Annotated in this window: 11 protein-coding genes; 5 read left to right on the top strand and 6 right to left on the bottom strand. The window is 71.9% G+C overall.

All coding sequences use genetic code 11. The features are described 5' to 3' along the window. Positions 1-12 precede the first annotated feature (12 nt). Positions 13-888 (top strand): DUF6339 family protein, encoded by an 876-nt coding sequence (locus tag ACYVO2_RS01930; protein ID WP_461005724.1) that lies wholly within the window; start codon positions 13-15, stop codon positions 886-888. A 40-nt stretch (positions 889-928) separates the two neighbouring features. On the opposite strand, the gene ACYVO2_RS01925 is transcribed toward ACYVO2_RS01930, so the two are convergent. The 3 genes from ACYVO2_RS01925 to ACYVO2_RS01915 form a co-directional block, all read right to left on the bottom strand. Continuing rightward, the gene (locus ACYVO2_RS01925) at positions 929-2,017 is read right to left on the bottom strand and encodes a DNA cytosine methyltransferase (RefSeq protein WP_461005723.1); all 1,089 of its coding nucleotides are present in this window, start codon (positions 2,015-2,017) and stop codon (positions 929-931) included. Positions 2,018-2,103: 86 nt separating this feature from the next. Beyond that, positions 2,104-3,126: a DNA cytosine methyltransferase gene (locus ACYVO2_RS01920; RefSeq protein ID WP_461005777.1), complete on the bottom strand. Its 1,023-nt coding sequence runs from the start codon at positions 3,124-3,126 to the stop codon at positions 2,104-2,106. A 250-nt stretch (positions 3,127-3,376) separates the two neighbouring features. Continuing rightward, positions 3,377-3,976, bottom strand: a complete 600-nt coding sequence (locus ACYVO2_RS01915) for a hypothetical protein (RefSeq protein ID WP_461005722.1) — start codon at positions 3,974-3,976, stop codon at positions 3,377-3,379. A gap of 115 nt (positions 3,977-4,091) precedes the next feature. Between ACYVO2_RS01915 and hemL the strand changes: the two genes are divergently transcribed. Beyond that, positions 4,092-5,414, top strand: coding sequence for a glutamate-1-semialdehyde 2,1-aminomutase (gene hemL, locus ACYVO2_RS01910; RefSeq protein WP_461005776.1), 1,323 nt, complete (start codon positions 4,092-4,094; stop codon positions 5,412-5,414). Between the two features lie 144 nt (positions 5,415-5,558). Beyond that, on the top strand, positions 5,559-6,209 hold the full coding sequence (locus tag ACYVO2_RS01905; RefSeq protein ID WP_461005775.1) for a histidine phosphatase family protein: 651 nt from the start codon (positions 5,559-5,561) through the stop codon (positions 6,207-6,209). A 110-nt stretch (positions 6,210-6,319) separates the two neighbouring features. On the opposite strand, the gene ACYVO2_RS01900 is transcribed toward ACYVO2_RS01905, so the two are convergent. After that, a complete protein-coding gene (locus ACYVO2_RS01900; RefSeq protein WP_461005721.1) occupies positions 6,320-7,513 on the bottom strand; it encodes an RtcB family protein in 1,194 nt (397 codons plus the stop codon). A gap of 253 nt (positions 7,514-7,766) precedes the next feature. Between ACYVO2_RS01900 and ACYVO2_RS01895 the strand changes: the two genes are divergently transcribed. Together ACYVO2_RS01895 and ACYVO2_RS01890 are read left to right on the top strand one after the other, a co-directional pair. Next, positions 7,767-8,579 carry a hypothetical protein gene (locus tag ACYVO2_RS01895; RefSeq protein ID WP_461005720.1) on the top strand — a complete coding sequence of 271 codons (813 nt, stop codon included), beginning with the start codon at positions 7,767-7,769 and terminating at the stop codon, positions 8,577-8,579. 73 nt (positions 8,580-8,652) lie between these two features. Continuing rightward, entirely contained in the window at positions 8,653-9,363 is a 711-nt protein-coding gene (locus tag ACYVO2_RS01890) for a DUF3558 family protein (protein WP_461005719.1), read from the top strand. Positions 9,364-9,590: 227 nt separating this feature from the next. Here the strand turns inward: ACYVO2_RS01890 and hemB are convergent, their stop codons facing one another. Together hemB and ACYVO2_RS01880 are read right to left on the bottom strand one after the other, a co-directional pair. Then, entirely contained in the window at positions 9,591-10,598 is a 1,008-nt protein-coding gene (gene hemB / locus ACYVO2_RS01885; RefSeq protein ID WP_461005718.1) for a porphobilinogen synthase, read from the bottom strand. Continuing rightward, positions 10,595-12,190: a bifunctional uroporphyrinogen-III C-methyltransferase/uroporphyrinogen-III synthase gene (locus tag ACYVO2_RS01880; protein ID WP_461005774.1), complete on the bottom strand. Its 1,596-nt coding sequence runs from the start codon at positions 12,188-12,190 to the stop codon at positions 10,595-10,597. Before ACYVO2_RS01880 ends, hemB begins: the two co-directional genes overlap by 4 nt. Positions 12,191-12,209: the final 19 nt, after the last annotated feature.

Raw genomic sequence — 12,209 nt, 5'->3', positions numbered from 1 at the left:
ATGGCTCGCCTCATGGACATCCCGCATGCGCTCGGGCTCCTGCCCAACGCCGCCGTCACCAAATATCTCGGCCGCAGCGTGCAAAGCGGCCAGGAATCACCGCCACAGGTCGCCCTGCGGAAGATGACCACTCATCTTCCCGACACCGAGGCCCGCCGGCGCACCGCCCCCGTGCGTGAGTTGATCGACGAGGCGATGCGGCGTCACCAGGACGACCGGGTCGGTGCCGACGCCTGGCTCGCCCCCCGCCTGCACGCGACCGTGCGCCTGACCCGAGCGGAAGCGGCGGACGATCGGCTGTGGAATCACCTGGCCATGCTCGTGGCGCCCGACTACGTCGTGTGGCGCCACCGAAGCCCCTCCGAGGGCGTCGCCCCTGCCTCACGCTTCAGCGGTCCTCACTACACTCAGGCCTTCTCCCGCCTGTGGTGGGCGGCGGAACTCTTCCGCAACGGCGCGGACTACCGGCCGGTGGAGACCGCGTGTCGCCTACAGGACGTCCTCAACACCACACTGCGCCTGGACGTCGTCGACCACCGGCCCACGGCTCTGGCCATCGTCCGGGTGGTGCGACGGCTCCTTGACGAAGGAGTGTCCAAGCCCGGTGACCGGGTGAACGCTCTCTCGGCCGCGGTGAACACGGCGGGCAGCACGCTGGTGTACGACGCACTCGCTCCCGACACGCCTTACGACCAAGAGGCCCTCCGCGACTGGATCGACGAGTCCGCCGACATGCCCCCTGTGCCCTGGGACCGCCTTCCGGACGGGCCCCAGGAGGGTGCGATCCCCGATCAGACGGTGGAGAGCCTGGTGAAGCTTTTCGAGGCGCTGCTCGCCGAGGCTCCCCTCCGGCGACGGTCGCCCGGACCGCAGACCGAGGCGTCGTGAGAGCCGGCCCCCGCACCCTTGTTCCGGGTCGTCTTCCGCGTCACCGAGTGTCGGGATCGGCCAATTGCCTGGGCGCGAGAGGGTGGCTCTTCCGTGTGTCCTCCCACCTGCCGTCGACCGCGGCGTCAAGCGCCTCCGAGTCAACGCTCCGGCCAAGTGCCGCCGCCAACACATGAGCGGCCAGCCGCGGCGGAATGGCGTTGCCGATTTGCTGGGCTCGATCGCCTCCCCTCCACGGGTAGTCCATGGGGAAGGTCTGCAACCGCCCTGCCTCCGGGAGGCTGAATCGGCCCAGGTCTTCGCCACCGGGAGACTTCAGGACGTTGCGGGAGACCTTGCCCGTCACTGTGGCGGACGGTTCGTCCCATCGGCGGCGGCCGCGAGCCTTCGGGTCACCACCAGTCCCGTAGTTGGAGACCACCACGAACTCGTCCGACCGCCCGAGAGCCTCGCCCATCGTCACCCACGGGCGCACCGGTAGACCCTGCCCGGGCAGTGCGTTGGAGTCCTCCTTCAGACGCGGGACACCCTTCCGATAGCGCTGATGCGTCGGCTGGGGCAGTACGACCTCTCGGTTCCGGTTGGCGATGAGGATGGCTCGACGGCGAGTTTGCGGTACCCCGAACTCCTCCGTGTGAAGGATGCCGCAGTCGGCCTTGTATCCGATGGCCTCGAGAGCCTCCTTCATGGCGCGCCAGACGGGCAGAACTGCCGGCACCTGCTCCAATACGATCGCTTCGTACGGATGGCCGTCCTTGTGTGCCCCGAGAGCCCATTTCAGCGGTTGGAGCACCAGCCCTGTGCGCTCGTCCTTGAGGTCCTTGAGGGCCTCTCGGACGTCCTCCCCGGCTGCCATGCGCTTCACGAAGCCGAGAACCTGATCCAGCGCACGCCGCCCGGCACCGGATCCGGCCACCGTGTACGTCTGACACGGCGGGCCGCCTGCGAGGATCCTGGCACCGGCGAAAGCACCGTGGTCGCTGTCCCTCACGTCTTTCTGTTCGGTGTGGAGACGGGCCGCTTCGCGCGTGGCGCACGCGTTCCGGTCCCACTCGACCCCTACGACGGAGATCCCCAGCCAGTGCGCCGCCACATCGAGTCCACCCGGCCCCGCGAAGAGGTCCACCATCTGCACAGGCTGGGACTCTTGAGGTCGAGCGGTGGTCATGGGCCGGGAGTTTATCGGGCGTCCGGTGCCGCCATCACCCGCAGGCGTCAACGCGCTTCCAGCGCCGCTCGTATGGCCATGCCGAGAGCGTGCCCCACCGGCGGCGGCGAGGCGTGCCCCACCTGTCGGTAGCGGGCCGTCTTGCGCCCCGCGAACCGCCAGTCCTGGGGGAACCCCTGGAGAAGCGCCGCCTGCTCCACCGTCAAGGGCATCATTCCGGCGCGCCCCAGAGACGGATCCCAGTGGAAGTCCGGCCCGGGCACCTCGTCGGCCACCGTCGCCCCGTCCACTCCCATCCTCGCCCAGGCCCTCTTGGAGCCGGTCGGGCCGAGATCGGCCCCTCCACGCTCCCAGGAGCCACCCACCAGGGTCGGAGCAATCCTGTCGGCCTGGGCGGCCCACTCGGAGGCCTGTGCCCAGCCGCGAGCCGCCATCGACTCGACCAGAGCCTCTCCCACCGTGATCGGAAGCTCCATGGTGCGCGGGGGGATCTCGAAGGACTCGACCGCGCCTTCCTTGAAGGCGACCAGGATCCCTTGCGCACGGTCCTGCGGCACCTGGTAGTCGGCCGCGTTCAGCACGAACCACCGACATCCGTAGCCGAGGTGCTCGAGCTCGACCGCGATGAACTCGCGGATCGGCGCGTAGGCATCCTTGGTCACCAGGTCGGGAACGTTCTCGATGAGCAGGGCACGCGGCTGCACCGCGTGCATGAGCATGACCGTGGCCTTGAGGATCTCCAGCTCGCGATCGCTTCCGCGGTCGCGGTTGACCGCAGCCGTCGCCTTGACCCGGGGCAGGCCCGCGGAGACCAGGTCCACGTCGTACACCTGCTGGTGATCGACGGGGTCGAAGTCCAGGAGGTCCACCTCCAGGACGTCCCAGTGGGGGCGGTTCAGGCGCAGGGTCTCGCACGCGACGAAGCGGTTGTCGAGGAGGAGGACGGGATCGAAGCCCGCCTGCTCCAGCCCCAGGGCAAGGCCGCCCGCACCGGCGCAGAGCTCCAGGGAGCGGTATCGCCCCTCGGACGACGAAGCTTCCGGAGACGGGGCGACTCCCGTTTCCGTCATGCTCTGCGTTCGCTGCTCCAAGACGCCGCGCCCCACCCTGATCGCACGAATGATCGATACATTCTCTCACGGCGGCCGGTCCGCTTCCCCGACGTTTTCGCGATCATCTCAGGCACGAGGCCGCCACACACCGGACTTCACCGAGCTGCGAGAGGCCACCGATCAGGAGAGAAAAACGAGCCCGCCCGCGGCATGCGGCAGTCGCCGCGAGACGCACGTGCTTCGCGTGCGGCCGGCGCGCGCCGTCACCTCACGGCCACACCAAGCAATACAACTGATGCCCACCCTCATAGCAACGGCGGGCGAAGTCCTGCCATTCGTGGAGCATCTTGTAGATCACGAAGGCGTCCCGGGGGCCGCGGCGGTCGGGGACCGTGGACCAGATGAAGGCGGCGGCGCCCAGTTCCTCCTCCTTGGCCTTGCGGAGGGGGTCGACGACGCTGGCGGGGAGTTTCACCACGGCGTAGTCGGGGTGGAGGACGATCAGTTCCAGGGGAGGCACCTGGGACAGGGGTATGCCCTCGATGCCGGTGAGGACCATGGCGGCCATGGTCTCCGGCTTGACCTTGGTGAACAGGCCGTTGCCGAGTTCGTCCCCGCCCAGTTCCTCACGGCTGTAGGAGGTCGGCACCCGCGCGGCGGCTGCGCCGTCCGGCGCGCCGAAGTACTTGTAGGTCACCCCCACGCGGCCACCCCTGCTTCCACCTTCCGCAGCTCCCTTTCGGGCTCCGTCGCGGTCGGCCGGCCCCTGCCCGGCGGGGCGGCGCCTGTGCGACCTTCCTGTGGGTAGTGCGCGATCAGGTTCCGAGGGGCCGTCGGCGCCCTCGCCTCGTTCGCCATCGCGCTGCATCTGACTACCCGACCATCCGTCGATTCAACCGCGCTACCCGATCATCGTCTCAGATGCTTGTACGAAACGGGGCCCGAAACGCCCGTTCCCCACATCCGAACGAAGCTCTGAGAACATTGCCTGTGTGAGCTATCCGTACGAGGCCCCAGTTTCGCAGACCTTCTTCGAGCGCGCCGCCGCTGTGACACCAGGCGGGGTGAACTCTCCGGTCCGAGCCTTCCGCGCCGTGGGCGGTACGCCCCGGTTCATGGTGTCCGGGGAGGGTCCGTACCTGACCGACGCGGACGGGCGGACGTATGTCGATCTCGTGTGCTCCTGGGGGCCGATGCTCCTGGGCCACCGGCACCCCGAGGTCACCGCCGCCGTGCAGGAGGCCGTCGCCCGCGGCACCTCCTTCGGCACGCCCGGTGAGGGCGAGGTGGCGCTCGCCGAGGAGATCGTGGCCCGGGTGGAGCCCGTGGAGCGGGTGCGCCTGGTCTCGTCCGGGACCGAGGCCACCATGTCGGCGATCCGGCTGGCGCGCGGCTTCACCGGGCGGGCGAAGGTGATCAAGTTCGCCGGGTGCTACCACGGGCACGTGGACGCGCTGCTCGCCTCGGCCGGGTCCGGGGTGGCCACGTTCGCGCTGCCGGACAGCCCGGGGGTGACCGGGGCGCAGGCGGGCGACACGATCGTGCTGCCATACAACGACCTGGCGGCGGTGCGCGAGGCGTTCGCCGCGCACCCGCGGGAGATCGCCTGCGTGATCACCGAGGCGGCGGCCGGGAACATGGGCGTGGTGCCGCCGCAGCCCGGGTTCAACCAGGGGCTGGCCGACCTGTGCCGGGAGCACGGGGCGCTGTTCGTCTCCGACGAGGTGATGACCGGGTTCCGCGTGTCCCGGGCGGGCTGGTACGGCATCGAGGGCGTCCGGCCCGACCTGATGACGTTCGGGAAGGTCATGGGCGGCGGGTTCCCCGCGGCGGCCTTCGGCGGACGGGCCGACGTGATGGAGCACCTGGCGCCCGCCGGGCCCGTGTACCAGGCCGGGACGCTGTCGGGGAACCCCGTGGCCACGGCGGCGGGCCTGGCGCAACTGCGGCTGGCCGACGACGCGGTGTACGCGGCCGTGGACCGGGTGGCCGCCGAGGTGGCGGGGCTGGTGGGCGAGGCGCTCACCAAGGAGGGCGTGGCGCACCGGGTGCAGACGGCGGGGAACATGTTCTCGGTGTTCTTCACTGAGGCTCCCGTGACGAACTTCGCCGAGGCCCGGGCGCAGGAGGCGTACCGTTTCACCGGGTTCTTCCACTCGATGCTGTCGCAGGGCGTGTACCTGCCGCCCTCGGCGTTCGAGTCGTGGTTCGTCTCCGCGGCGCACGACGCGGAGGCGGTCGAGCGGATCGCCGCGGCGCTGCCCGCGGCGGCCCGCGCCGCGGCGGCGGCGGTGGCGGCCGAGTGACACCCGTCCCCGGTCATGGGTGACCATGCGGGGTGGGGCGCACGGCCGGCCGGCCCGGCCGTGCGCGCCGTTTTCCAGTAGGCAGGACCTGAGCATCAAGGAGAAGCCCGGGTGAGTGGCAACGAGATCACCGTCGTCCATCTGATGCGGCACGGCGAGGTGGAGAACCCCACCGGGGTGCTGTACGGGCGGCTGCCGGGCTACCACCTGTCCGAGCTGGGCCGGAAGATGGCCGACCGCGTCGCGGAGCACCTGGCGGACCGGGACATCACCCACGTGGTGGCGTCCCCGCTGGAGCGCGCCCAGGAGACCGCGCAGCCGATCGCGGCCGAGCACGGCCTGGAGGTGGCCTCGGACGAGCGGCTGCTGGAGGCGGAGAACGTCTTCCAGGGCAAGACGTTCGGGGTCGGCGACGGGTCGCTGCGCAAGCCGTCGCACTGGCGGCACCTCACCAACCCCTTCCGTCCCTCCTGGGGCGAGCCGTACATCGAGCAGGTGGTGCGGATGATGGCGGCGCTGAACGCGGCCCGGGACGCCGCGCGGGGGCACGAGGCGGTGTGCGTCAGCCACCAGTTGCCGATCTGGGTGACGCGCTGCTTCACCGAGCGGCGCAGGCTGTGGCACGACCCCCGCAAGCGGCAGTGCTCGCTGGCCAGCCTGACCACGTTCACCTACGAGGGCGACCGGATAGTCTCCGTGGGCTACAGCGAGCCGGCGCGTGAGCTGCTCCCGGCCCACCTGCTGCCCGGGGCGGGCAGGAAGGGCGGGAGCTCCGGCCGGAGCTTCGGGGCGTAGCCGGGGCGTACCGCGGCGTCCGCCCGGCGGCGCGGGGGCCGCGGGCGGACGCGACGGCGGCGGGACGACGGTGACAGGGGCGGCGGGGCCGCCCGGCCCGCGCCCGGGGCTCAGCCCTTGACGCAGACCACCTGCTTCAGCTTCGCCACGACCTCCACCAGGTCCTGCTGCTGCTCGATGACCTTCTCTATCTTCTTGTAGGCGCCCGGGATCTCGTCCACCACGCCGGAGTCCTTGCGGCACTCCACGCCCTCGGTCTGCTCCGCCAGGTCCCGCGTCGTGAACCGCTTGCGGGCCGCGTTGCGGCTCATCCTGCGGCCCGCGCCGTGGGACGCGGAGTTGAACGACGCCTCGTTGCCCAGGCCCCGCACGATGTAGGAGCCGGTGCCCATGGACCCGGGGATGATGCCCAGGTCCCCCGAGCCGGCGCGGATGGCGCCCTTGCGGGTGACCAGCATGTCCACGCCGCCGTACCGCTCCTCGGCGACGTAGTTGTGGTGGCAACTGATCGTCTCCTCGAAGGTGACCTTCGCCTTGCGGAACTCGCGCCGCACCACGTCCTGGAACAGCGCCATCATGATCGCGCGGTTCAGCTTGGCGTACTCCTGCGCCCAGAACAGGTCCGAGCGGTACGCCGCCATCTGCGGGGTCTGCGCGACGAACACCGCCAGGTCGCGGTCGACCAGGCCCTGGTTGTGCGGCAGGCGCTGCGCGACCCCGATGTGGTGCTCGGCGAGCTCCTTGCCGATGTTGCGCGACCCCGAGTGCAGCATCAGCCACACCGAACCGGTCTCGTCCAGGCAGAACTCGATGAAGTGGTTCCCGGAGCCGAGCGTCCCCATCTGCGCGAGCGCCCTCTCCCGCCGCAGGCGCACCGCCTCGGCGAGGGAGTCGAACCGCGCCCAGAAGCCGTCCCACTGCGCGGTGGGGAAGCCGTGCAGTCGCGACGGGTCCACCGGGTCGCGGTGCATGCCGCGGCCGACGGGGATGGCCCGCTCGATCGCCGAGCGCAGCCGGGACAGGTCGTCGGGCAGGTCGCGGGCCGTGAGCGAGGTCTTCACCGCGCTCATCCCGCAGCCGATGTCCACGCCGACCGCGGCCGGGCAGACGGCGTCGCGCATGGCGATGACGGAGCCGACGGTCGCGCCCTTGCCGTAGTGCACGTCGGGCATCACGGCCAGGCCGCTGATCCACGGCAGCGAGGACACGTTGCGCAGTTGCTGCATCGCCTGGTCCTCGACCGTCGCGGGGTCGGCCCACATGCGGATCGGGATGTTGATGCCGGGAACTTCGGTGTACGTCATGGGTGGGGCCTCCTGAGCACCACGAGGAAAAGGTGAAGAAAGCGTCAGGGAACGCGGAAGGGCGCGGGGCAAAAGCGACAGAAGGGGAGTCAGGTCGCGCTGCGGGCCCCGGAGAGGCGGACGCATCGGCCTCTGCGATAGACAATGAAGGTCAACGTCCCCCTCCTTCCTCGTTGGTCGAACAGGTGGCGGGATCCATAGAGCCATGGTTCGCACGGGGTGGGCAATGGGTTTTCCCGGTGAGGAGCGGCGCATGACCCTGCTGGCGACGCGAGTTGGCCGTGCGGCGGCCGTTCCGGCCCTCGCCGGGCTGCTGCTCGCCGCGGTCGGCTGCACCGGCTCGTCCGGCGACGCCGGCGACGGCACCCGCACCCGCGCGGCCAGCGCCGGGGAGTCCGCCACGCCGCTGCCGCCGGGGAAGTTCCGGGTGCTGCCGGAGCCGTGCGGGGCGGTGTCCAACGCCACCCTGCGCCTGCTGATGCCCGCCAGCGCGGAGCAGGACCGGCAGCAGGGCCAGGACGCCGGCACCGACAACGACGACGCCCTGGACCTGGCCGGCGGCGACCCGGCCGAGGGCAGGCCCACGCTCACCTTCGACACCGACCGGCGGGCCGGGTGCGAGTGGAGCTGGGGCGGCGACGGCCTGGCGGGCAGCCGCTCGCTGCGCATCGACCTCACCCGGGTGGTCTCCTACGACTCCGGGGTCAGCGACGAGGAGCAGGCCGAGGAGGACTACCTGGCGAGCGCCTCGGCGGCCCATGTGCCCATGGGTGGCGCCGTCGCGCCGTCCTCCTCCGCGGAGGTGTCCCAGGACGGCTCGTCCGACACCTCGCCCCGGCTGGTGGGCGGCATAGGCGACGAGGCGTTCATGGCCGAGCGGGCGGCCTCCGACGACTCCGCGCCGCACCGGGAGATCCGGCTGGTGTTCCGCAAGGACAACGTCATCGTCACCGTGGACTACCAGCAGTGGCCCGCCGAGGGTGACGAGCTGCCCGCCAGCGGTGAGCTCCAGCGCAGCGCCCATCTGGTCGCCCAGGACCTGGCGGGCCGGCTGAGCGACGGCTGACGGCCGTGAGCCCCGCCACGGGGCGGCCGGTGCGGGGCCTGGGCGCCTGCCCGCCCGCGTATTGTGGCGAACCATGCAACGCATAGCCGAAGCTCTCGCCCGCGCCCTCGCCGTGGCCGTTGTGCCGGTGCTCGTCGTCGGCTGCTCCGGGTCGTCGGACTCCGGCGGCTCCGGCTCCTCGGGAGACGCGGACAACGCCGCCAGCGCCAGCACCGCCCCGCCGTCGCCGTCCGCCTCGTCCCCGAGCCCGGAGCCCGCGCGGTTCACCAAGCTGCCGGACCCGTGCGAGGCGCTGAGCGCGGACACGGTGGAGGACCTGGTGCCCGAGGTGAAGGACGCCTCGGGTGACGCCGCGAAGACCTCGGACCGCAACGCCCGCGGCGGGTGTAGCTGGAACGGGCTGGACGGCTTCCAGTACCGCTGGCTGGACGTGGCCTACCAGCGCTCCGACACCTCCCCGGGCGCCGGGAGCGCCGAGGACCGGGCCGAGAAGGCGTACCAGAAGCTCAAGGCGGCCTCCGCCGCGCCCGACGGCCTGGCCAAGGGCGAGGACCCGGCCATCCGCCAGGCGAACCTGGGCGACGAGTCGCAGTTGGTGAGCGCCGAGGTCACCAAGGACGGCGAGGGCTACCGCGATGTGACGGTGGTGGTCCGCACGTCCAACGTGGTGCTGACGGTGTCCTACGACGGCGCCGGGTTCGAGGGCGAGGAGGAGCCGTCCGCCAAGAAGATGGAGGACGGCGCGCTGCGGGCCGCCAAGGAGGCCCTGGCCAAGGTGAAGTGACCGGCAAAGGTCAAGCGACCGGCTGGGAGGAAGTCACCCGGCCGGGGTGACCCGGACCCGGGCGGGTTGACGCACGGTCATCTCCCGATAGCCGTCCGTTTCACGTGAAACGGACGGCTACACGGACGGCGACCGGGGTCCACCGGGCCCATGAAATGCCCGACCGCCGCGGGGCGCGGCCCCACGGCGGTCGGGTCGGGTCGGGTCGAGGAGAAGCCTGCGGCCGGTTACGCGTCGCGCAGCCAGCCGGCCACCTCGGTGGCCCAGTAGGTGAGGATGATGCCCGCTCCCGCGCGGCGGATGGAGGTCAGCGTCTCCATGATCACGCGGTCCCGCTCCAGCCAGCCGTTGGCGGCGGCCGCCTCGACCATCGCGTACTCCCCGGAGATCTGGTACGCCGCCACCGGCACGTCGCTGGCGTCGGCGACCTGCCGCAGGATGTCCAAATAGGCCAGGGCGGGCTTGACCATCACCATGTCGGCGCCCTCCGCCAGGTCGAGGGCGAGCTCGCGCATCGCCTCGCGGGCGTTGGCGCCGTCCTGCTGGTAGGTCTTGCGGTCGCCGGTGAGCGAGGAGTTCACCGCCTCGCGGAACGGGCCGTAGAACGCGGAGGCGTACTTGGCCGTGTACGCCAGCACCGCCACGTCCTGGTGGCCCGCGGCGTCCAGGGCCCGCCGGACGACGCCGACCTGCCCGTCCATCATGCCGCTCGGCCCGACGACGTGGACGCCCGCGTCGGCCTGCACCACCGCCATCTCGGCGTAGCGCTCCAGCGTGGCGTCGTTGTCCACCCGCCCGGCCTCGTCCAGCACGCCGCAGTGGCCGTGGTCGGTGTACTCGTCCAGGCACAGGTCGGACATCACCACGGCGGCGTCGCCGACCTCGGACACCACGTCGCGGATGGCCCGCTGGAGGATGCCGTCGGGGTCGGTGCCCGCCGAGCCCACCGCGTCCTTGTGCTCCGGCAGCCCGAACAGCATCAGCCCGCCCACGCCCGCGGCCACGGCCTCGGCGGCGGCCTTGCGCAGCGTGTCGGGGGTGTGCTGGACGACGCCGGGCATCGAGGACACCGGGACGGGCTCGGCGATGCCCTCCCGCACGAACAGCGGCAGCACCAGCTCCGCCGGGTGCAGCCGGGTCTCGGCGACCATGCGGCGCATGGCGGGGGTGGTGCGCAGCCGCCGCGGCCGGATGCCGGGGAAGCCGCCCGGGGACGGTTCGAAGCGCGTGCTCATCCGCGGGCCCTCCTACGGGATCCGGGGCGTCGTTCACTGGGGCGGGTGACCGGCTCGCCCGCGGCCAGCGCGGCGTCGCGGCGGGCCGCGCCGAAGTCGGCGAGGGCCTCGGCGAGGGCGTGCACGGACGGCTCGGGCGAGAGCACGTCCACCCGCAGCCCGTGCTCCTCCGCGGTCTTGGCGGTGGCCGGGCCGATACAGGCGATCACGGTGACGTTGTGCGGCTTGCCGGCGATGCCGACGAGGTTGCGCACCGTGGAGGACGAGGTGAACAGCACCGCGTCGAACCCGCCGCCCTTGATCGCCTCGCGGGTCGCGGCGGGCGGCGGCGAGGCGCGCACCGTCCGGTAGGCGGTGACGTCGTCCACCTCCCAGCCGAGCTCGATCAGGCCCGCCACCAGGGTCTCGGTGGCGATGTCGGCGCGCGGCAGGAAGACGCGGTCGATCGGGTCGAACACCGGGTCGTACGGCGGCCAGTCCTCCAGCAGCCCGGCCGCGGACTGCTCGCCGCTGGGCACCAGGTCCGGCTTCACACCGAACTCCACCAGCGCCTTCGCGGTCTGCTCGCCCACGGCGGCCACCTTGATCCCGGCGAACGCGCGCGCGTCGAGCCCGTACTCCTCGAACTTCTCCCGCACCGCCTTGACCGCGTTGACCGAGGTGAAGGCGATCCACTCGTAGCGCCCGGTGACCAGGCCCTTGACCGCGCGCTCCATCTGCTGGGGGGTGCGCGGGGGTTCAACGGCGATGGTGGGAACCTCGTGCGGCACGGCACCATAGGAGCGGAGCTGGTCCGACAGCGAGGCCGCCTGCTCCTTCGTCCTGGGCACGAGGACCTTCCAGCCGAACAGCGGCTTGGTCTCGAACCAGGAGAGCTGCTCGCGCTGCCCGGTCTGCTCGCCCACCACGGCTATCGCGGGCTGCCCGGGCTCGGCCGCGGGCAGCGCCTTGGTGGCCTTCAGCTCGGCGGCGATCGTGGACAGCGTCGCGCTCCAGGTGCGCTGGCGGGTGGTGGTCCCGGCGACGGTGACGGTGAGCGGGGTGTCCGGCTTGCGCCCGGAGGCGATCAGCTCGGCGGCGGCCGCCGCGACGGTCTCCAGGGTGGTGCTCACCACGAGGGTGGCGTCACTGCCGCCGACCTCGCTCCAGCACCGCTCGGAGGCGGTCTCGGCGTCCACGAAGCGGACGCCGGCGCCGGTGGCCGGACGCAGCGGGATGCCCGCGTAGGCGGGGACACCGACGGCGTTGGCGACACCCGGCACCACCTCGAACGGGATGCCGGCCGCGGCGCAGGCCAGCATCTCCTCCGCGGCGCGCCCGTCGAGCCCCGGGTCGCCCGCGACGGCGCGGACCACGCGCTTGCCGCCCTTCGCCGAGGTGGCGACGAGCTTGGACAGCTCCGTGGCGGTGGGGAACTCCACGACGTCGGCGTGGGAGCCGGTGTGGGGGCGCACGGCGTCGAGGACGGCCGGGTCCGCGATGAGGACGTCGGCGCCGGTGAGCGCCTCGACCGCGCGCAGGGTCAGCAGGCCGGGGTCCCCGGGCCCGGCACCGAGGAAGGTGACGTGTCCGAGTGTCCGTCGCCCGCGCAGACCGCTGGGCTGGGGACGG

The organism is Streptomyces capparidis (genome assembly GCF_054782095.1).
Note: the sequence above shows the minus strand (reverse complement) of the source record. Positions and strands in the feature narration are given on the sequence as shown.

Bases quoted from the DNA above. Each gene is read 5' to 3' on its own strand.
- ACYVO2_RS01930 (WP_461005724.1), top strand. From the start codon at position 13: ATGGACATCCCGCATGCGCTCGGGCTCCTGCCCAACGCCGCCGTCACC.
- ACYVO2_RS01925 (WP_461005723.1), bottom strand. From the start codon at position 2,017: ATGGTGGACCTCTTCGCGGGGCCGGGTGGACTCGATGTGGCGGCGCAC.
- ACYVO2_RS01920 (WP_461005777.1), bottom strand. From the start codon at position 3,126: ATGACGGAAACGGGAGTCGCCCCGTCTCCGGAAGCTTCGTCGTCCGAG.
- ACYVO2_RS01915 (WP_461005722.1), bottom strand. From the start codon at position 3,976: ATGCAGCGCGATGGCGAACGAGGCGAGGGCGCCGACGGCCCCTCGGAA.
- ACYVO2_RS01905 (WP_461005775.1), top strand. From the start codon at position 5,559: ATGCGGCACGGCGAGGTGGAGAACCCCACCGGGGTGCTGTACGGGCGG.
- ACYVO2_RS01900 (WP_461005721.1), bottom strand. From the start codon at position 7,513: ATGACGTACACCGAAGTTCCCGGCATCAACATCCCGATCCGCATGTGG.
- ACYVO2_RS01895 (WP_461005720.1), top strand. From the start codon at position 7,767: ATGACCCTGCTGGCGACGCGAGTTGGCCGTGCGGCGGCCGTTCCGGCC.
- ACYVO2_RS01890 (WP_461005719.1), top strand. From the start codon at position 8,653: ATGCAACGCATAGCCGAAGCTCTCGCCCGCGCCCTCGCCGTGGCCGTT.
- hemB (WP_461005718.1), bottom strand. From the start codon at position 10,598: ATGAGCACGCGCTTCGAACCGTCCCCGGGCGGCTTCCCCGGCATCCGG.